This is a genomic window from Sphingobium yanoikuyae (genome assembly GCF_034424525.1).
In the GTDB taxonomy this organism is placed as follows: domain Bacteria; phylum Pseudomonadota; class Alphaproteobacteria; order Sphingomonadales; family Sphingomonadaceae; genus Sphingobium; species Sphingobium yanoikuyae.
On record NZ_CP139979.1, the window covers coordinates 860,385 to 881,530 of the forward strand.

Annotated in this window: 13 protein-coding genes; 10 read left to right on the top strand and 3 right to left on the bottom strand. The window is 65.4% G+C overall.

Features of this window, described 5'->3' with window-relative positions:
* Position 1: 1 nt before the first annotated feature.
* The 8 genes from U0025_RS04035 (at position 2) to U0025_RS04070 (ending at position 14,160) form a co-directional block, all read left to right on the top strand.
* Positions 2–2,380, top strand: a complete 2,379-nt coding sequence (locus U0025_RS04035; protein WP_004211433.1) for a glycoside hydrolase family 3 N-terminal domain-containing protein — start codon at positions 2–4, stop codon at positions 2,378–2,380.
* 86 nt (positions 2,381–2,466) lie between these two features.
* Entirely contained in the window at positions 2,467–3,678 is a 1,212-nt protein-coding gene (gene manD / locus U0025_RS04040) for a D-mannonate dehydratase ManD (RefSeq protein WP_004211435.1), read from the top strand.
* 138 nt (positions 3,679–3,816) lie between these two features.
* Positions 3,817–5,091, top strand: coding sequence for an MFS transporter (locus U0025_RS04045; RefSeq protein WP_004211436.1), 1,275 nt, complete (start codon positions 3,817–3,819; stop codon positions 5,089–5,091).
* Between the two features lie 4 nt (positions 5,092–5,095).
* Positions 5,096–6,556 carry a mannitol dehydrogenase family protein gene (locus tag U0025_RS04050; RefSeq protein WP_004211438.1) on the top strand — a complete coding sequence of 487 codons (1,461 nt, stop codon included), beginning with the start codon at positions 5,096–5,098 and terminating at the stop codon, positions 6,554–6,556.
* 11 nt (positions 6,557–6,567) lie between these two features.
* Positions 6,568–9,249: a beta-galactosidase GalB gene (galB, locus tag U0025_RS04055; RefSeq protein ID WP_004211439.1), complete on the top strand. Its 2,682-nt coding sequence runs from the start codon at positions 6,568–6,570 to the stop codon at positions 9,247–9,249.
* A 133-nt stretch (positions 9,250–9,382) separates the two neighbouring features.
* Entirely contained in the window at positions 9,383–12,253 is a 2,871-nt protein-coding gene (locus tag U0025_RS04060) for a TonB-dependent receptor (protein ID WP_004211440.1), read from the top strand.
* Positions 12,254–12,650: 397 nt separating this feature from the next.
* Positions 12,651–13,880, top strand: a complete 1,230-nt coding sequence (locus U0025_RS04065; protein ID WP_037492091.1) for an SGNH/GDSL hydrolase family protein — start codon at positions 12,651–12,653, stop codon at positions 13,878–13,880.
* Positions 13,881–13,956: 76 nt separating this feature from the next.
* On the top strand, positions 13,957–14,160 hold the full coding sequence (locus tag U0025_RS04070; protein ID WP_004211442.1) for a hypothetical protein: 204 nt from the start codon (positions 13,957–13,959) through the stop codon (positions 14,158–14,160).
* On the opposite strand, the gene U0025_RS04075 is transcribed toward U0025_RS04070, so the two are convergent.
* A complete protein-coding gene (locus tag U0025_RS04075) occupies positions 14,157–14,642 on the bottom strand; it encodes an Lrp/AsnC family transcriptional regulator (RefSeq protein ID WP_004211443.1) in 486 nt (161 codons plus the stop codon). The genes U0025_RS04070 and U0025_RS04075 overlap by 4 nt on opposite strands.
* Positions 14,643–14,740: 98 nt before the next feature.
* Here U0025_RS04075 and putA point away from each other — a divergent pair, with 98 nt between their 5' ends.
* Positions 14,741–18,349, top strand: a complete 3,609-nt coding sequence (putA, locus tag U0025_RS04080) for a trifunctional transcriptional regulator/proline dehydrogenase/L-glutamate gamma-semialdehyde dehydrogenase (protein WP_004211444.1) — start codon at positions 14,741–14,743, stop codon at positions 18,347–18,349.
* A gap of 58 nt (positions 18,350–18,407) precedes the next feature.
* Here putA and U0025_RS04085 read toward each other — a convergent pair whose 3' ends face one another.
* Entirely contained in the window at positions 18,408–18,836 is a 429-nt protein-coding gene (locus tag U0025_RS04085) for an organic hydroperoxide resistance protein (RefSeq protein ID WP_004211445.1), read from the bottom strand.
* A gap of 128 nt (positions 18,837–18,964) precedes the next feature.
* Here U0025_RS04085 and U0025_RS04090 point away from each other — a divergent pair, with 128 nt between their 5' ends.
* Complete coding sequence (locus tag U0025_RS04090; protein ID WP_004211446.1) at positions 18,965–19,429, top strand: MarR family winged helix-turn-helix transcriptional regulator; 465 nt, start codon at positions 18,965–18,967, stop codon at positions 19,427–19,429.
* Here the strand turns inward: U0025_RS04090 and U0025_RS04095 are convergent.
* A complete protein-coding gene (locus U0025_RS04095) occupies positions 19,395–21,047 on the bottom strand; it encodes an FAD-dependent oxidoreductase (protein ID WP_004211447.1) in 1,653 nt (550 codons plus the stop codon). The two genes, U0025_RS04090 and U0025_RS04095, sit on opposite strands and share 35 nt — an antisense overlap.
* Positions 21,048–21,146: the final 99 nt, after the last annotated feature.

Below are 21,146 nucleotides of genomic sequence, written 5' to 3' on the forward strand. Positions count from 1 at the left end.
CATGATGATGACCCGCTTCGCCCGTCGCCAGGCGCTCGGCCTGCTCGCCTCCACCTCCGCGCTCGCCGCCGCCCCGCTGGCAGCGAAGGGGAAGGGCGGTCCGCTCTACAAGGATGCTTCCGCCCCCATCGACCTGCGCGTGCGCGACCTGCTCGGCCGCATGACCTTGGAGGAAAAGGTCGGCCAGATCATCGCGCTCTGGGCGACCAAGGCCGACATCATGGACGATCTCATTTTCTCGCCGGCCAAGGCGAGCAAGGCCTATCCGGTGAGCTTCGGCCAGATCACCCGCCCGTCCGACCGGCGCGGCGCGCCCAACGGATCGACCCAGGCCGGCGGCGTCGGTGCGCGCTGGCGCACCCCGGCCGATACCGTCGCCTTCATCAATGCCGTCCAGAAATGGGCGGTAGAGGACACCCGCCTCGGCATTCCGATCCTCTTCCACGAGGAATCGCTCCACGGCTACATGGCGACCGACGCCACCATGTTCCCGATGGCGATCGGCCTTGCCGGCAGTTTCGACCGCCAGCTGATGACCGATGTCCAGTCGGTTATCGCGCGCGAAGTGCGTGCACGCGGCGTCCATCTCGCGCTTTCGCCGGTGGTCGACATCGCCCGCGACCCGCGCTGGGGCCGGATCGAGGAGACTTTTGGCGAAGACCCCTATCTCTGCGGCGAGATGGGCGTCGCCGCCGTGCTGGGCCTGCAGGGGGAGGGCAAGCAGATCGGCCCGGACAAGGTCATGGCCACGCTCAAGCATATGACCGGCCATGGCCAGCCGCAGGCGGGCGAGAATATCGCGCCCGCGCCGATCAGCGAGCGCGAACTGCGCGAGAATTTCTTCCCGCCCTTCCGTCAGGTGGTGAAACGCACCGGCATCGCCGCCGTCATGCCCAGCTATAACGAAATTGACGGCGTCCCCAGCCACCAGAACAAGTGGCTGCTCGGCGATATCCTGCGCGGCGAATGGCATTTCGATGGCGCCGTGGTCAGCGATTATGGCGCCGTCCCCGAGCTCGACACCATCCACCATGTCCAGCCCGACCTGGAGGCGACGGCCCGTGCCGCGCTCCGCGCCGGGGTCGATTGCGAGCTGCCCGATGGCCTGGCCTATCGCACGCTCGTGGAGCAGGTCCGCGCCGGAAAAGTGCCCCTTGAGGCCGTCAACCTCGCCTGCACGCGCATGTTGACGCTCAAGTTCCGCGCGGGCCTGTTCGAAAATCCCTGGCCGCGCGCCGATTATGATGCGCTCACCGGCAATGCGGAGGCGCGCGCGCTCGCGCTCAAGGCGGCGCACAAGTCGATCGTGCTGCTGAAGAATGACGGCACCTTGCCGCTCAAGCCCGGCGCCCATCGCAAGGTGGCCGTGATCGGCCCCAATGCCGCGATCGCGCGGCTGGGCGGCTATTCCTCGATCCCGCGCCAGGCGGTCTCGCTGCTCGACGGGGTGAAGGCGAAGCTCGGCAACCGGGCGGACATCGTCCATGCCCAGGGCGTCTTCATCACCCAGAGCGAGGACCGCTCGGTGGACGAAGTGCTGCTGGCCGATCCGGCGAAGAACCGCCAGCTGATCGCCGAAGCGGTCGAGGTTGCGAAGACCGCCGACATCATCCTGCTGGCCATCGGCGACACCGAACAGACCAGCCGCGAAGGCTTTGCCAAAAACCATCTGGGCGATCGCACCAGCCTCGATCTGGTCGGTGAGCAGAATGATCTGTTCGCCGCGATGAAGGCGACTGGGAAGCCGGTGGTGGTGTGCGCCATCAACGGCCGCCCGCCCAGCTATCCTGCCGTGGTCGATGGCGCCAATGCGCTGATCGAATGCTGGTATCCGGGGCAGGAGGGCGGCACGGCGATGGCCGACATATTGTTCGGAGACGTCAATCCGGGTGCCAAGCTGCCCGTCACCGTCGCGCGCGACGCCGGCCAGATCCCGATCTTCTACAACCGCAAGCCATCCTCTCGGCGCGGCTATCTCTTCGCCGACACCAGCCCGCTTTTCCCGTTCGGCTTCGGCCTCAGCTACACCAAATTCGCCTTCGGTCCGCCGCGCCTGTCGGCCAGCCGCATCGGGGTCGGCGGCGACGTGACGGTGGAGGTCGATGTCCGCAATGTCGGCACTGTCGCGGGCGAAGAGGTGGTGCAGCTCTATGTCCATGACCAGACCGCCTCGGTCACCCGCCCGCTCAAGGAGTTGAAGGGCTTCGAACGGATCGCGCTGGCGCCGGGCGAAAGCCGCACCGTGCGCCTGACGATCGGCCCGGAAGCCTTCGCGCTGTGGAATCTCGACATGCGCGAAGTGGTCGAACCCGGCCTGTTCGACATCATGGTCGGGCCGGACAGCGCCACGCTTCAGACGGCTACATTGGAAATCGTCTGATGGTATTGGCCTGACCAATATCGTTGAAGGCAAATTGATTATCGCCTATGGCCATTATTGGTCATACCAGTTTTAGGGGAGCATCCATGCCCAAGATTACCGGCGCCAAGGTCATTGTCACCTGCCCTGGCCGCAATTTCGTCACCCTCAAGATCGAGACCGAAGAGGGCGTCTATGGTCTGGGCGATGCGACCCTCAACGGCCGCGAACTGTCCGTCGCCTCCTATCTGCAGGACCATGTCATTCCCTGCCTGATCGGTCGGGACGCGCACCAGATCGAGGATATCTGGCAATATCTCTACAAGGGCGCCTATTGGCGCCGCGGCCCGGTGACGATGTCGGCCATCGCCGCCGTCGATACCGCGCTCTGGGATATCAAGGGCAAGATTGCCGGCCTGCCGGTCTATCAGCTGCTCGGCGGTGCCAGCCGTGAAAGCGTCATGGTCTATGGCCATGCCAATGGCACGACGATCGAGGATACGGTCAAGGTCGCGCTGGAATATCAGGCCCAGGGCTACAAGGCGATCCGCATCCAGTGCGGCGTCCCCGGCATGGCGTCGACCTATGGCGTGTCGAAGGACAAATATTTCTACGAACCCGCCGACGCCGACCTGCCGACCGAAAATGTCTGGAACACCAGCAAATATCTCCGCATCGTCCCCGAACTGTTCAAGGCCGCGCGCGAGGCGCTGGGCTGGGACGTGCATCTGCTGCACGACATCCATCATCGCCTGACCCCGATCGAGGCCGGTCGCTTGGGCAAGGATCTGGAACAATATCGCCCCTTCTGGCTGGAAGATGCGACCCCGGCGGAAAATCAGGATGCGTTCAAGCTGATCCGCCAGCACACCACCACGCCGCTGGCCGTGGGCGAGATCTTCAACTCGATCCATGATTGCCGCGAACTGATCCAGAACCAGCTGATCGACTATATCCGCGCCACAGTGGTCCATGCCGGCGGCATCAGCCATCTGCGCAAGATCGCGAACCTCGCCGATCTCTATCAGGTCCGCACCGGCTGCCATGGCGCGACCGACCTGTCGCCGGTCTGCATGGCCGCCGCGCTTCACTTCGACCTGTCAGTGCCCAATTTCGGGGTGCAGGAATATATGCGCCACACGCCCGAGACCGACGCCGTCTTCCCCCATGCCTATACGTTCGAAAACGGCGCCATGCATCCGGGCGACAAGCCGGGCCTGGGCGTCGACATCGACGAAGAACTGGCCGCCAAATATGAATATAATCGCGCCTTCCTGCCGGTGAACCGGCTCGAAGACGGCACCATGTTCAACTGGTGATCGCTTGACCTGCTTTGGCCACTCCACTCCGTCATCCCCGCGAAAGCGGGGATCCATCTCCTGCCATAGCCCCAATCGCGAGGTCCGGAGGTGGATTCCCGCGTTCGCGGGAATGACGAAACATTGTCGGAGTGGCCAATGACCACCATCCCCAAACCGTCCGGAAAAGTCCGCTGGATCGTCTGCGGCCTGCTCTTTGCGGCGGTGGTGCTGAGCTATATCGACCGGCTTGTCCTGCCGACGCTCAAGCCCGATCTGCAGGCCCGCTATGGCTGGAGCGAGAGCGGCTATGCCGATCTCGCCATCTGGTTCCAGGCCGGATACGGCATCGCCTATGTCGCCTTCGGCCGGCTGATCGACCGGATCGGCGCGCGGGCCGGCTATGCGCTGGCGGTCGGCCTGTGGACGGTCGGCCATGTCATGCACATCTTCTTCACCTCGACCGCCGGCATGCTGTTCGCCCGCATCCCACTGGCAATTGGTGAGGCGGGGACATTCCCGGCGGCGATCGCCGCCACCAATGAATGGTTTCCCAAGAAGGAACGCGCCTTCGCCATCGGCATCTTCAATGCCGGCTCCAATGTCGGCGCGATCCTGACGCCGCTGATCGTCCCGGTCATTGCGGTCACGCTGGGCTGGCGCTGGGCCTTCATCCTCACCGGCCTGCTGACGGTCTTCTGGCTCGCCGCCTGGCTGACCTTCTACCGTCGCCCGCGCGAGAAGAAGGGGCTGAGCGCCGAGGAACTGGCCTGGATCGAGGCGGACCCGCAGGAACCGGCCCGTCCGGTCAAGTGGCGCACCCTGTTCCGCTATCGCCAGACCTGGGCCTATATGACCTCGCGCTTCCTGATCGATCCGGTCTGGTGGACCTTCCTCTTCTGGCTGCCCGATTTCTTCAACAAGCAATATGGCGTGAAGATGCTGGACTTCGGCCCGCCGCTGATCGCCGTCTATCTGCTGGCCGATGTCGGTTCGGTCGCGGGCGGCTGGCTGTCGTCACGGCTGATGGGCCGGGGTATGAACATCAACCGCGCCCGCAAGACGGCGATGTTCTGCGCCGGGCTTTGCGCCCTGCCGATCGCCTTTGCCGCACAGGCGCCCAGCATGTGGATTGCGGTCGGCCTGATCGGTCTCGCCTGCGCCGGGCATCAGGGCTTTTCGGCCAATGTCTATGCCTTGCCGGGCGATCTCTTCCCGCGCTGGATGGCGGGGTCGGTGGTCGGCCTTGGCGGGCTGGCCGGCGCGATCGGCGGCATGCTGATGGCCAAGTTCGCCGGCATCATCCTGGAAACCGTCGGCAGCTTCCAGCCGATCTTCATCGTCGCATCCTGTGCCTATTTGCTGGCGCTGCTGGTGCTGCACCTTATCGTCCCGCGCTATGCGCCCGTGACTCTCTCGCAAGAGGCTGCCTGATCCTGTGACCCGTCTATCGTCCGCCACGCTCGCCGGCCTGCCCGCCGATATCGTCCGTCCCGGCTATGACCGCACGGCGGTTCGCCCCGGCGTCGTCCATCTCGGCATCGGCGCCTTCAACCGCGCGCATCAGGCGGTCATCTTCGATGATGCGCTGACCGCCGGCGACCTGCGCTGGGGCGTGATCGCCGCGTCGCTGCGCTCACCCGGCGTGCGCGACCAGATGATGCCGCAGGACTGCCTCTACACCATGCTGGTGCGCGACGGATCGGCCGAGCAGGCGCGCATCATCGGTGTAGTGAGCGAGGTACTGGTCGCGCCGGAAGACCCGGCCGCATTGGTCCCCGCGCTCGCCGCGCCCGACACCCATATCGTCACCCTCACCGTGACCGAGAAGGGCTATAAGCTCGACCCCGCGACCGGCGCCCTGATTGAGGGCGATCCCCAGCTCGCCGCCGACCTTGCCTCGCTCGCCGCGCCGCAGACTGCGCCCGGCTTCCTCGTCGCCGCGCTCGCCGCGCGACGGGCCGCGGGCCTGCCGCCCTTTACCGCGATCAGCTGCGACAATCTGCCGCACAATGGCACCCGGCTGCGCAACGCCGTGCTGGCGCTCGCCGCCCGGCACGACCCGGCGCTGGCCGATTGGATCGCGGCGGAAGGGGCCTTCCCCGAAACCATGGTCGACCGCATCGTCCCCGCCACCACCGACGCCGACATCGCCGCGCTCGCCGACCGGCTCGGCGTGGAAGACCAGGCGATGGTCAAGACCGAACCCTTCCTGCAATGGGTGATCGAGGATAAATTCTGCGGTCCGCGCCCCGATTTCGGCGCCGGGGTTCAGGTCACCGCCGCCGTCGCCCCCTGGGAGGAGGCGAAGCTGCGCCTGCTCAACGGCGCGCATAGCGGCATCGCCTATCTCGGCGGCCTCGCCGGCATCGACCATGTCCATGAAGTGCTGGCGCTGCCCGAAGCCCGGCATTTCGTCGAAAGTCTGTGGGACGAGGCGCAGACCACGCTGTCGCCGCCGCCCGAACTGGACGTCGCCGCCTATCGCCGCGAGCTGATGGCGCGCTTCGACAATCCGACCCTGCAGCATCGCACCCGCCAGATCGCGATGGATGGCTCGCAAAAGCTGCCCCAGCGCCTGCTCGCTACCATCGCGGCGCGGCTGTCGGCAGGGCAGGGGATCGATGCCCTGTCGCTCGCCGTCGCCGCCTGGGTCCGCTGGCAGGCCGGCGTCGATGACCGGGGCGAAGCGCATGTCGTCGACGATCCGCTCGCCGCTGCCATCGCGGCCCGCCTTGCCGACGCCCCTTCCACCGAGGCTCGGGTCGACGCGATCCTCGCCTTCGACGCCGTGGTGCCCGCCGACCTTGCCGGCAACGCCGCCTTCCGCGCCGCGCTGATCCGCTGGCTCGCCATCCTCGAAGCCGACGGCGCCCGCGCCGCGCTCGCCCAGCTCTGACGGAGCCCCTGATGAAGACCCTGCGCACCATCCTGCTCGCCTCCTGCCTGCTCAGCCCCGCCGCCCTGCTGGCAGCGCCGCGCGACAGCGTCTCGATCAGTCGCGACTGGCGCTTCACCAAGGGCGATCCTGCCGGCCTGACCGAGGATCTGCGCTATGATGTACGCCCGCCCATTGAGGATGCCGGCGACGGCAAGGTGGCCGATGCCCGCCCCGACGCGGCGGTGCGGGTGGACGATAGCGGCGCGCGCGTGCTCAAGCCCTGGATATTGCCCAGCGCCAATCCCTTCATCGCCGATCCCGCCAAGCATCACACCCGGCCCGCCGGCAATCCGGGCGGCACCGTCTCCTATGTCCAGCCCGGCTTCGACGACAGCGGCTGGACCCATGTCGACCTGCCGCACGACTGGGCGATCGCCGGCCCCTTCATCAAGGACGGCCCCTATGGCGGCATGGGCCGCCTGCCCAGCTGGAGCATTGGCTGGTATCGCAAGGCGCTGACCATCCCCGCCAGCGACAAGGGCAAGTCGATCTTCCTCGATGTCGAAGGGGCGATGTCCTACGCCACCGTCTGGCTCAATGGAAAGCTCGTCGGCGGCTGGCCCTATGGCTATAACAGCTTCCGCCTCGACCTTACCCCCTATGCGGTGCCGGGCGGCCAGAACCAGCTCGTGATCCGCCTCGACAATCCGCAGGCTTCGGCGCGCTGGTATCCGGGCGGCGGCCTCTATCGCGACATCTATCTCACCACCACCAACAAGGTCCATGTCGGCCAGTGGGGCAGCATCGTCCGCACACCGCAGGTCAGCAAGGCGCAGGCCAGCGTGGACCTCAGCCTCACTCTCGACAATGACGGCGACACCCCGGCGCAGGTCGAGGTCGCGACCGCCCTCTATGCGATCGATGCCAGCGGCAAGCGCATCGGCCGCCCCGTCGCCAGCATCGCCCGCCAGTCCACCAGCATCGCCCCCCATGGCAAGGCGGAGCTGAAGGGCAGCACGATCCTCAGCAACCCGCGCCTCTGGGGCCCGCCGCCCACGCAAGCGCCCAACCGCTATGTCGCCGTCTCGACCGTGACCCAAGGCGGCAAGCTGATCGACAGCTACGAAACCCGCTTCGGCGTGCGCGACATCAAGTTCGATCCCGACAAGGGCGTGATCGTCAATGGCGAGCAGATCCCGCTGCGCGGCGTCAACAATCATCATGATCTCGGCGCGATCGGCGCCGCCTTCAACGCCCGCGCGGCCGAGCGCCAGCTCGAAATATTGCGCGAGATGGGCACCAACGCCGTGCGCATGAGCCACAACCCGCCCGCGCCCGAACTGCTCGAACTCACCGACCGCATGGGCTTCCTGGTGATGGACGAGGTGTTCGACAGCTGGGAAAAGAAGAAGACCCCGCACGATTTCCACCTGATCTTTCCGGATTGGCATGAGGCCGACGCGCGCGCCATGCTGCGCCGCGACCGCAACCATCCCTCGATCATCATCTGGAGCATCGGTAATGAGGTCGGCGAACAATATGATGGCGAGGCGGGGGCGAAGATCGGCCGCGAACTGGTCGCCATCGCCCATCAGGAAGACCCGACCCGCCCCGCCACCAGCGCGATGAACTATGCCAAGGCGGACATGCTGCTGCCCACCACCGTGGACGTCATCAGCCTCAATTATCAGGGCGCCGGCATTCGCGGCATCGTCGGCCAATATCCTGCCTTCCGCGCGAAATTCCCGGACAAGCTTATCCTGTCCACCGAAAGCGCATCGGCCCTGTCCAGCCGCGGCGAATATATGTTCCCGGTCTCCGGCTCCATCAGCGGCCCGGTCCGCCCCTGGTCGGGCGGTAATCCCGACACGCATCAGGTATCCGCCTATGAGATGCACGCCGCCGATTTCGGCTCCTCGCCCGACCGGGTCTGGGCCGCCGATGACCAGAATCCCTATGTCGCGGGCGAGTTCGTCTGGACCGGCTTCGATTATCTCGGCGAACCGACCCCCTATTACACGTCGCGCAGTTCCTATTCCGGCATCCTCGATCTCGCCGGATTCCCCAAGGACCGCTTCTGGCTCTACCAGGCACGCTGGCGGCCGGACCTCCAATTCGCGCATATCCTGCCGCACTGGACCTGGCCTGATCGCGTCGGCCAGATCACGCCGGTCCATGTCTTCTCCTCGGCCGACGAGGCGGAACTGTTCGTCAACGGCAAGTCGCAGGGCAAGGTCAAGAAGCGCGATTATGAATATCGCTTCCGTTGGGACTATGTCGTCTATGAACCGGGCGAGGTGAAGGTCGTCACCTGGAAGAAGGGCCAGCCCTGGGCGACCGAGACGATCCGCACCGTGGGCGAGGCGGCGAAACTGTCGCTGACCGCCGATCGCTCCGCCATCGCCGATGATGGTCGTGACCTCAGTTTCGTGACGCTCAAGGTCCTCGACAAGGACGGCAATGTCGTCCCCGCCGCCAAGCAGGACATCCGCTTCTCCATCGAGGGACCGGGCGAGATCATTGCCACCGATAATGGCGACCCGACCGATCTGACCGCCTTTCCCTCGCATGATCGCAAGGCATTCAACGGCTTGGCGCTGGTCATCGTGAAGGCAAAGCCAGGCGAAAAGGGCCGGGTGACCGTTCGCGCCAGCGCGCCGGGCCTGACCGCGGCGCAGGCCATCATCAGCACAAATGCCACAGTCCGCTGAAAATTAATAACGTTACCATTTTCGCCCGTCCCATATCTTGACAATTGGGACGGGCGCTTTAATGGTCTGCATCTGATAGCGCTACCAGATACGCCCACCGGATAGTCGGGGGCAGCGCTCGGGGAGAGGTTGTATGAACATTTCACGCCACAATAATATCCGTGCGGCCCTGTTCGCCGCATCCGCCTTCGGCGCGCTGGGCCTGGCCCAGGCCGCCGCCGCGCAGGATGCCGCTGCACCGGCCGAAGCCGCCGCCGCGCCGCAGGACAGCGAAACCGCCGACATCGTCGTCACCGGCATCCGCGCCTCGCTGGAAAGCGCCACCAACGCCAAGAAAAATGCGGTTGCGTTTGGCGACTCGATCTTCGCGGAAGATATCGGCAAGCTGCCCGCCACCAACCTCGCCGAAACGCTGAACCGCATGCCCGGCGTGCGCCTGACCCGCGACATTAGCGGTGAAGGTACGCAGGTATCGATCCGCGGCCTTGGTCCCAGCTTCTCGAAGGTGCTGCTGAATGGATCGCAGTTCCAGGTCGCGTCGGATGGCGGCACCAATGGCGGTCAGGGCAGCAATCGCCAGGTCGACCTCGACTTCTTCCCGTCCGAACTCTTTACCCGCCTCGACCTTGCCAAGAGCCCGTCTCCCTCGACGCTGGAAGGCGGCATTGCCGGTACGGTCAATCTGCGCAATGCGCGTCCCTTCGATAAGCCGGGCACGCATCTGACCGTCGTTGCACAGGGCCAGTATACCGACGCTAACGACAAGATCGGTCCGCGCGGCGCGATCGTCGCCAGCCACACCACCGATACTTTCGGCATCCTCGTCGGCGTCGCTGGCGTCAAGGCCAAGACCCGCGTCAAGGGGTTCGAGACGGTCGGCTGGACCGACGGCAATCTGGGTGCTGGCGATCCGGGCGGCAATAATTTCTCCTGGGCCTCGGTCGTCCCCAACAATACCGGCCATGGCCTGGTCGCCGGCCAGCCGGTCAATGTCGTGGCCACCTCTGGCCTGACCCGCTCGCAACTCAGCACCGCACTCCTTCCGCGCCTTGGCCGTGAAAGCCTGACGGATGGCACCCGTTCGCGTATCTCGGCACTCGCGTCACTTGAATGGCGGCCCAGCGACGAACTGCATTTTGCCCTCGATGGCATGTGGGCAAAGTCGAAGCGCGATTACAGCAAGGTCAACATGAACTGGCAGGTCCGCAATTCGGGGCCGGGCACGGGCGCGCAGGCTACCGGCGGCATGATCCCGATCGATTTGACCGTCGATGACAATAATGTCGTGACCAGCGGCACTTTTGCCAACTCGTCCTTCTTCCTCGAAGCCAGCCTGTTCGACCAGTCCACGACCTTCTGGAACGTCAATCCCAGCCTGACCTGGCAACCGTCGGATACCGTCAAGATCGACGCCAGCGTAAACTATTCGAAGAGCCACTTCAGCCGCGAACAGCCGACCTTCGCCTTCCAGACGACCCCGCAATCGGGTGTCGACGTCTATTATGACAATAGCGGCTCGGGCGACTATCCGTCGATCACCACGAATATCGACCTCAACGATCCCAATAACGGCACCTGGCAATGGTATCGCCAGAATATCACGATGCTCAAGCGCAAGACCGAAACCAAGGGTGCGCATATCGATGGCACCTTCGGCGACGATTTGTTCAACGTGAAGATCGGTGGCGCCTATGATCAGGCGACGCGCTCGATACGTGCCTATGATAATAGTCCTGCCTATCAGTTGTCAGTTTGCGGTGCGGGATGCACGGGCGCAACCGGCACGGTTCCGACCAGCGCCATCGCGCAATATCTGAACAGTTCGTCTGCTGCCGGTTTCATCGTGCCGGACTTCGACGCGCTCAAGAATGTCACCAACTATGCCTCCTTCCTCGCCAGCGCACCGGAAACGCGCGGCGCCGTGACGGGCGGCGCGACCGGAGATATTGATGAAAAGGTATGGGGTGCCTATTTCGAACTGAACGGCGTCACCACGATTGCGGGCCGGGATCTGCATATCAATGCAGGCATGCGCTACGCCCATACCGATCAGAAAGTCACCGGCCCGAGCCAGGTTGGCACGGCGATCATCGACATCACCGCGAACAAGAAATATGAAAATTTCCTGCCTGCGATCAACCTGACCTATGATGTCACCGACAATCTCAAGCTGCGTGCGTCTGCTTCGCGCACGATGACCCGGCCGGACGCGGGGCTCATCCTGCCCGGCATCACCTTCTCCGATCCGTCGGCGCTGGTGGCGAATGCAGGCAATCCCGATCTTAAGCCCTATACGTCGGACAATTATGATCTGGGTGGTGAATTCTACACCGGCGGAATCGGTTATGTCGGCCTGTCGTTCTTCATGAAGAATGTTCAGGGCTTCACCGTTACGCGACAGGAACAGGTGGCGTTCGGATCGCTCAACATTCCGTTCGACAGCCTGATCTCGACGCAGCAGGATGCGTTGCGCAACCGTGCGGCGCTTACCGGCACGGCGATCGACGCACTGCCGATCACCGTCAGCCGTCCTGTCAATCTGAGCGATCTCAAGATCAAGGGTATCGAAGCGACCTGGGTGCAGCCGCTCGACTTCCTGGTGAAGGGGCTTGGTTTCTCGGCCAATGGTACGCGCCTCAAGCAATCCTCGTCGTCTGGCCTGTTCGCCGAAGGCATCCCGAAATATGGCTATAACCTTCAGGGCTTCTACGAAGATCATGGCTTGTCGGTCAGCGTCAACTATGTCTGGACCGGTAAGTCGGTGGCGGGCAATGGCCCGCAGAACGGCATCACCGGTGCAGACCTGATCGCCGAAGCCCGTGGTCAACTCGACACATCGATTGGATATCAGTTGCCCTTCTTCAACAAGGCGCTGCGCCTGACGGTCGACGTGCTGAACATCACGGACGAGCCTCTGGTTACGAACTTCGAATATAAGAATGCGCCATATTCGGTCTATTATCCCGGCCGCACCGTGCTGGCCGGTATCCGGGCCAGCTTCTGATCCTATCCCAGGGATGCACTGACAGGGCCGGCGGCAACGCCGGCCCTTTTTCTTGGGGGCATGCGGGGGGCGTCGGCCTGTGGACCGGAGCGCTTTCCAAATTGGATTTTCTTTGATCTACCCTGTGGGATGAAACCGTCCGTCTCCGCCTTCATCGATCGCATCCGCTGTCGCTTGGGTGTCGTCTCGCTGTCGCTTCGGTGTCGCTTCATCGTTGCGTCAGTGTTGCATGGCTGTCGCTTCACGGGCGCCTCACTGTCGCGCCGTCCTCGCGATTTCGGCGGAAATGGCCGAAATCCTATCGTGCAACGGTGTGAACTTCGAACTTTGACATTCTAATATCCCTGCAATGGTGTCGCGTGCCGGTCGGGCCGCCGCTGAAAGGAACCTGCCGATGATGCGTTCTCCGCTTCTGATCTGCCTCTCGCTTCTGGCCCTTGCGACCAGCCCGGTGGCGGCAAAGACCTGCACGCCGACCTGGGTGTCGGGCTGGGCCTCCTCGCAATTCCGCCCGACCGGAGACGCCGCACTGGCCGCCGGCACGCTCAAGGACCAGTCGCTGCGCCAGATCGTCCGCCCCTCGATCGCCGGCGAACGGCTGCGTGTGCGCATCTCCAACCTCGCCGGCACGGCGCCGCTCCATATTGCCGGCGTCAGCATCGCCCGCGCCCCTGCCAGCACATCGCCGGCGATCGATCCCGGCACGCTCATTTCGCTGCGTTTCGATGGCAGCCCGGACCTGATCGTGCCCGCGGGCGCCGACTATCTCTCCGACCCGGTATCGCTGCCGGTCGCCGCGCTCGACAATATCGCCGTCACCATCCGCTATCAGGGCGAACCGGAACAGACCTCGCATCCCGGCTCGCGCGCCACTTCCTGGCATATGCCCGGCGATCATCTCACCGACACGGCAATGGTGGGCGCCGCCTCGTTCGATCATTGGTTCAACCTCGCCGCGCTGGAGGTCGAACGCTGCGCGCCCGCACGGCTGGTCGTGGCGCTTGGCGACTCCATCACCGATGGCAAGGGATCGACCACTAACGGCAATGATCGCTGGACCGACCGGCTCGCCCAGCGGCTGCAGGCCGATCCCAAGCGGCGCGACATCGCCGTCGTCAATCAGGGGATCGGCGGCAACCGCCTGCTGAACGACGGACTTGGCCCCAATGCGCTGGCCCGGCTCGACCGCGATGTGCTGGCCCAGCCCGGCGTCACCCATCTGGTCCTGCTGGAAGGCGTCAATGATCTTGGCACCCTGACCCGCGACGCGCCGGTCAGTGTCGAGGATCACAAGGCCCATGTCGCCCGCATCATCGGCGCCTATCGCCAGATCATCGCCCGCGCCCATGCGCGCGGGATCAAGGTGATCGGCGCCACCATCATGCCCTTCGTCGGCAATGCCTATTATCATGCCGATGCCCAGAATGAGGCGGACCGGCAGGCGGTCAATGCCTGGATCCGCGCGCCGGGCCATTTTGACGGGCTGGTCGATTTCGACCGTGCCGCCCGCGATCCTGCGCGGCCGGACCGGCTGCTGCCCGCTTATGATGGCGGCGATGCGCTCCATCCCAATCCGGCCGGCTATCGCGCCATGGGTGACGCCGTGCCGCTGACCCTGTTTGATTAACACGCCTTAACCGCGTGATGGCCATCACGCGGCTTTTACGTAAAATCCGCTACGTCTCCCGCGAAAGGGATGACGGGTGATCGAAAAAGCGCCGAGGAAATATCGTCTGCAGGACTATGCCAATGCAGAGGCGGACGTCGCGTTTCGCAGCGATCAGGATGTGCTCGAAATCTGGCGTTCGACCACCGATTATCAGCGCCTGACCCCGCATCAGAAGGCGGCACGGGCCGAACTTCAGCGGCGCGGCATCCGGGTGGAAGGGCCTTCGGTCCCGCGTTAACGGCGCGGCCGCTTGCTGCCGGATTCCAGCACCGTCTCCATCGCCACGAAGGTCGATGTGCTGGCGACATGGGGCAGGGCGGAAATCTTCTCGCCCAGCACCATGCGATAGCGGCGAATATCGGACGTGCGGACCTTGAGCAGATAGTCGAAATTGCTCGCCAGCATATGGCATTCCTCGACCTCCGGGATGCGCCTTACCGCCGCATTGAACTCGCGCAACGCGCTCTCCCGCGTGTCGCTCAGCTTCACCTCGGTAAAGGCGACATGGTCCATCCCCAGCTTGGCCGGATCGACGATCGCGCGAAAGCCGCGAATGACGCCACTCTCCTGCAATCGCTTCAACCGCACCTGGCACGGCGTCTTGGACAGGCCGACGCTGGCGGCCAGATCGGTCACGGTCATGCGGCCATCCTCGACCAGCGCGGCGATGATGCGCCGGTCGAACTCATCCATTTCGACCATAGCGGGCTTGTTACTCATGCAATTTGCCTATCATGCTGCCATTAATAAGTCACTTTGGCATTTATCGGGGCGTTCATAAGACGGAATGAAATGCGCCAATCGGATATTCTGGTCGCATGACCGACCAGCATCCCTTTGCCGCCTTCGCCCCCGCCATCCGCGACAAGTCGCCGCTGCGCCAGGCGATCACCGCCGCCTATCGTCGGGACGAGGCTGAATGCCTTGCCCCGCTGCTCGACGCGGCGACCCTGCCCGACGCCACCCGCTCCGCCGTGGCGGACACGGCGCGCCATCTGGTCACCACCCTGCGCGCCAATCACAAGGGCACCGGGGTCGAGGGGCTGGTCCAGGAATATTCGCTCTCCAGTCAGGAGGGCGTGGCGCTGATGTGCCTTGCCGAAGCGCTGCTGCGCATTCCCGACAACGACACGCGCGACGCCCTCATTCGCGACAAGATCGCCGACGGCGACTGGAGTTCGCATCTGGGCGGCGGCAAGTCTTTGTTCGTCAACGCCGCGACCTGGGGCCTGGTCGTCACCGGCAAGCTGGTCGGCAGCGTCGACGATCGCGGCCTGGCGGCGGCGCTCGCTCGCCTGGTCGCCCGCGCTGGCGAACCGGTGATCCGGCGCGGCGTCGATCTCGCCATGCGGATGATGGGCGAACAGTTCGTCACTGGCGAGACGATCAAGGAAGCGGTCAAGCGCGCCAAGGAACTGGAGGCCAAGGGCTTCGCCTACAGCTATGACATGCTGGGCGAGGCGGCGACCACCGCTGCCGACGCGGCGCGCTATTATGCCGATTATGAAAAGGCGATCCACGCCATCGGCAAGGCGTCGGCCGGTCGCGGCATCTATGCCGGCCCCGGCATCTCGATCAAGCTGTCGGCGCTCCATCCGCGCTACGTTCGCGCGCAAGCCGACCGGGTGATGGGCGAATTGCTGCCGGCGGTTAAGCAACTCGCGCTGCTGTCGAAGCGCTACGACATCGGCCTCAACATCGACGCGGAGGAAGCCGACCGGCTCGAACTCTCGCTCGACCTGCTCGAAAGCCTGGCGCTTGATCCCGACCTTGCCGGCTGGGATGGCCTGGGCTTCGTCGTCCAGGGCTATGGCAAGCGCTGCCCCTTCGTCATCGACTGGATCATCGACCTCGCCCGTCGCGCCAATCGCCGGATGATGGTGCGTCTGGTCAAGGGCGCCTATTGGGATGCGGAGATCAAGCGCGCGCAGGTCGATGGCCTCGCCGATTTTCCGGTCTATACCCGCAAGGTCCATACCGACGTCGCCTATGTCGCCTGCGCGAAAAAGCTGCTGGCCGCGCCCGACGCCGTCTTCCCGCAGTTCGCGACGCATAATGCCCAGACGCTGGCCACCATCTACCAGATGGCCGGGCCGGACTTCGCGATCGGCAAATATGAGTTCCAGTGCCTGCACGGCATGGGCGAGCCGCTCTATGAACAGGTCGTCGGCAAGGACAAGCTGGACCGCCCGTGCCGCATCTATGCGCCGGTCGGCACGCATGAGACCTTGCTCGCCTATCTCGTCCGCCGCCTGCTGGAAAATGGTGCGAACAGCAGCTTCGTCAACCGCATCGCCGATCCCGATGTCTCGATCGAGGAGATGATCGCCGACCCGGTCGAGATCGTTCGCGCCATGCCGCATCCCGGCGCCCGGCATGACCAGATCGCCGCGCCCGCCGGTCTCTATCCCGATCGCCGCAATTCCGATGGCATCGACCTCAGCGATGAAGGCGCGCTCGCCGCGTTGACGCAGGCGCTGCAGCATAGCGCCACCATCGCCTGGACCGCCGCGCCCGAGGGCGGGGAAGGGGAAGCGCGCCCGGTCTGCAACCCCGCCGACCATCGCGACATCGTCGGCACCGTCTGGGAAGCGAGCGCCGATCACGCCCGTGCCGCCGCGATCCGCGCCGCCAACGCCTGCTGGCCCAACACGTCGGTTGCCGATCGTGCCGTCCTGCTGGAGCGGGCGGCCGACGCGATGCAGGATCGGATGCCGGTGCTGCTGGGCCTCATCATGCGCGAAGCCGGCAAGTCGCTGCCCAACGCCATCGCCGAAGTGCGCGAGGCGATCGACTTCCTGCGCTATTATGCGGCGCAGGCGCGCGGCACCTTCGGCCCGGATCAGGTGCCGCTGGGGCCGACTGTCTGCATCAGCCCGTGGAACTTCCCGCTCGCCATCTTCACCGGGCAGGTTGCGGCCGCACTGGTCGCGGGCAATCCGGTGCTGGCCAAGCCTGCCGAGGAAACCCCGCTGATCGCCGCCGAAGCCGTCCGCCTGCTGCATGAGGCCGGCGTGCCCGGCGACGCGCTGCAATTGCTGCCCGGCGACGGCCGGATCGGCGCCGCGCTGGTCGCCGCGCCGGAAACGGCGGGCGTCATGTTCACCGGCTCCACCGAAGTCGCCCGGCTGATCCAGCGCCAGCTCGCCGCCCGCCTGTCGCCCGCCGGCAAGCCGATCCCGCTGATCGCCGAAACGGGCGGCCAGAATGCGATGATCGTCGACAGTTCGGCGCTCGCGGAACAGGTGGTGGCCGACGTCATCGCCTCCGCCTTCGACAGTGCCGGCCAGCGCTGCTCGGCGCTGCGCATCCTGTGCCTGCAGGAGGATGTCGCCGACCGCACCCTCACCATGCTGAAGGGCGCGCTCAGGGAATTGCGCATCGGCCGCACCGATCGGCTCGCGGTCGACACCGGCCCGGTCATCACCGCCGAGGCGAAGGCGGGCATCGAACAGCATATCGCCGCGATACGCGCGCTCGGCCGGAAGGTCGAGCAGCAGGAACTGCCCGAAGAGGCGGCGCACGGCACCTTCGTCGCGCCGACCATCATCGAACTGGACAGCATCGCCGACCTCAGCCGCGAGATATTCGGCCCGGTGCTGCACGTCATCCGTTTCCGTCGCGAGCGGATGGATGCGCTGGTCGATGCGATCAACGCCACCGGCTATGGCCTGACCTTCGGCCTGCACACCCGCCTCGACGAGACGGTGGCGCGCGTCACCGCGCGGGTGAAGGCCGGCAATATCTATGTGAACCGCAATGTCATCGGCGCGATCGTCGGGGTTCAGCCGTTCGGCGGGCGCGGCCTGTCGGGCACCGGACCCAAGGCGGGCGGGCCGCTCTATCTCGGCCGCCTAACCCGCACCGCGCCGGTCTTTGCCGAGCGGGTCGGCTATCTCGCCTCGCCAATCCATGATTTTGTCAGCTGGCTGGAAGCGCAGGACGATCATGAGGCGGCGGCGGTCGCGCGCCATTATGGCGATGCGTCGGCGCTCGGCGTTGAACTGGCGCTGCCCGGCCCGGTCGGCGAGACCAACCTCTATGCGCTGCATCCGCGCGGCTTGCTGCTGCTGCGTCCGGGCACGCGGCGCGGCCTGCTGGCCCAGATGGCCGCCGTGCTGGCGACCGGCAATCGCGCGGTGATCGAAGGGGCGCCGCTGCCGCAGGGCCTGCCCGCCAGCGTCGCCGCTCATTTCCTCGCCCAGCCGGACGCGCCTTTCGCCGCGATGCTGGTGGAGGGGGATGTCGACCAGATCCTCGCCGCAACCCAGGCGGTGGCCGAACTGGACGGGCCGATTGTCACCGTCCACGCAGCCGCGCCCGGCGACGAGCGCGCCTGGCATCTCGACTGGCTGCTGGAGGAGGTATCGACCTCCATCAACACGACCGCCGCGGGCGGCAATGCCAGCCTGATGATGATCGGCTGATGATGAAAAGGGCGGCCTGCACGGGCCGCCCTTTTTCTTTATGCCAGGTCGCCGCGCGTCAGGCGACGCTGAGGCGCACGTCGATATTGCCGCGGGTGGCGTGCGAATAGGGGCAGATCGTGTCCGCTTCGGCGACCAGCGCTTCGGCCGCCGCCTTGTCGACGCCCGGCAGGCTGATTTCCAGCGCGACGTCCAGGCCAAAGCCCTTGTCGCTACGCGGGCCGATGCCAACCGTGGCGGTGACGCTGGCGTCGGCGGGCACGCGGGGCAGATCCTTGTCCTGGCTGGCGGCGAACTTCATCGCGCCCAGGAAGCAGGCGGCATAGCCCGACGCGAACAGCTGTTCGGGATTATTGCCCTGGCCATTGCCGCCCAGTTCCTTGGGTGTGCCCAGCGTCACCGCGAAGCTGCCATCGGTGGTTGCGGCCTTGCCGTCACGGCCGCCGGTTGCGGTGGCGCTGGTGGAATAGAGGATCTTGCTGCTCATCGATCGGTCCTTTCATTTAATCATCTGCGATTAAATCGCGTACGATCTATATGTGCCTGCCGATCTGAGTCGTCAACCCTTGCGATCATATCGCGTGCGATTTATATTTCGGGGCAAGGAGTATCGCCATGACCACCCCCGCCATGACTGCCCAAGATACCGCGCGCGGCGCGCTCGACGATTTTCTCTGCTTCGGCGTCTATTCGACCGGGCTTGCCTTCAACCGGCTCTACAAGCCGCTGCTCGATCGCTACGGCCTCACCTATCCCCAATATCTGGTGATGGTGGCGCTGGCCCGGCGCGACAATCAGACGGTCGGCGAGCTGGGCGGTCAGCTCTTCCTCGAATCCAACACACTGACCCCGCTGATCAAGCGGCTGGAGGCGGCGGGCCTCGTCACCCGTCAGCGCGACACGGCTGACGAACGAGTGGTGCGGGTGCGCCTGACGCAGCAGGGGCAGTCCGTGGCGCAGGACGTGTCAACCTGCGTCCCCGCCGAACTGATGGAGGCCGTCGGCATCTCGATCGAGGAAATCGCCGCGCTCAACCAGTCGCTGGTCACGCTGCGGGAGAAATTGCAGCGCGCGGCCTGACCGCCTCGTCATTCACATGGCTCCAGATGCGCGAAATCACGACCGATCCTTCGCCCACGGCCGAGGCGACGCGCTTCACCGATCCGGCGCGCACGTCGCCGACCGCGAAGATGCCGGCGCGGGAGGTTTCATAGGGGGAGGGGGCCTCGACCGCATCGCCGGTCAGCACGAACCCCTTGTCGTCGAGCGCCACCAGTCCCGACAGCCAGCCGGTATTGGGCGCCGCGCCGACCATGATGAACAGGGCGCAGCAGGCGATCTCGCGCGCGCTGCCATCGGCCTGGCGGATGGTCACCGCGTCGAGCTGCGCATCGCCATGCAGGCTGTCAATTTCGGTGTTATAATGGACGCTGATCGCCGGGTCGGCCTCCAGCCGGCTGGACAGATAACTGGACATCGACAGGGCGAGTGAAGGCCCGCGCACCAGCAGATGGACATGGCGCGCGCTGCGGCTGAGGAACATCGCCGCCTGGCCGGCGCTGTTGCCGCCGCCGACCACCACCGCTTCGGCCTGGCGGCAATAGCGGGCCTCATTCTCGGTCGCGGCATAATAGATGCCGGCCCCTTCCAGATCGGCGAGCCGGTTGATCGGCAGGCGCCGATATTCCACGCCGGTCGCGACCAGGACCGCGCGGGCACAGATGCGCTGGCCATTGTCGAAGACGCCGCAATAATGGCCGTCGCCGGTTTCCTCCAGCGCCGTAACTCGGCGCGGCATCAGGAAACGGGTGCCGAATTTCATCGCCTGCACCTCGCCGCGCCAGACCAGGTCGGCGCCCGAAATGCCGGTGGGAAAACCCATATAATTTTCGATCCGGCTCGACGTGCCGGCCTGGCCGCCGATCGCGATATCCTCCACCACCAGCGCGTTCAGCCCTTCGGCCCCGGCATAGACGGCCGCCGCCACGCCGGCTGGTCCGCCGCCCACGATCAGCAGATCGACCGTCTCATTCTCGGTAAAGCCGCGGTCGAGGCCAAATAGCCGGGCGACCTTCTCGGGGGTGGGATCGGCAACGACATTGTCGCGACCGAAGATCACCGCAGGCTGGTCCGCCTGCGCCCCGCAACTGGCCGCCACCCGCCGGGCGTCGTCGCTGCCCAGCGCATGCGATGTGTAGGGCAGGCGGTTGCGGCTGGCGAACTCAGCAATGCAGCGCACCGCCCGATCCTCATCCTCGCCGATCAACACCAGGGTGCTGTCGCCCATGTCGAGCTGCCGCCGGCGCCGCGCCGCCAGCACGGTGATGATGATATCCGACATTTCCGGGATCGCCGCCATCAGCCGCAGCATCGCCGGGCGCGGCACTTCCAGCACGCGGGTATCGCGCGCCGCGCGCATCGGGATCGACCAGCTGCCGCCGCCCAGGAAGGAAATCTCGCCCATGAACTGGGTCGGCCCGATGGTGGAGGGGACATGCCGTTCCTCGCCGAACGGATTGACCACCTCGATCTCGCCATCCTCGACATAGATGAAGCGGTCGACCGGGTCGCCGGGCCGGACGATATAGGTTCCGGCGGGATAGATGGCCTCGCTGCCCTCGGCGCGCAGCGCCGCGACATGCTCGGCCGTCAGCGGCACACGCTGCATTTCCCGCAGATCGCGCCCGATCGTCTCCATCGCCGGCCTCCCGCCACTCCGTGTCGCGCGATGATGGCGATGGTGCAGCCTGTGCGCAATGGTCGCGGGCGCTCGGGATGCGATCTGGCGCATCAATAG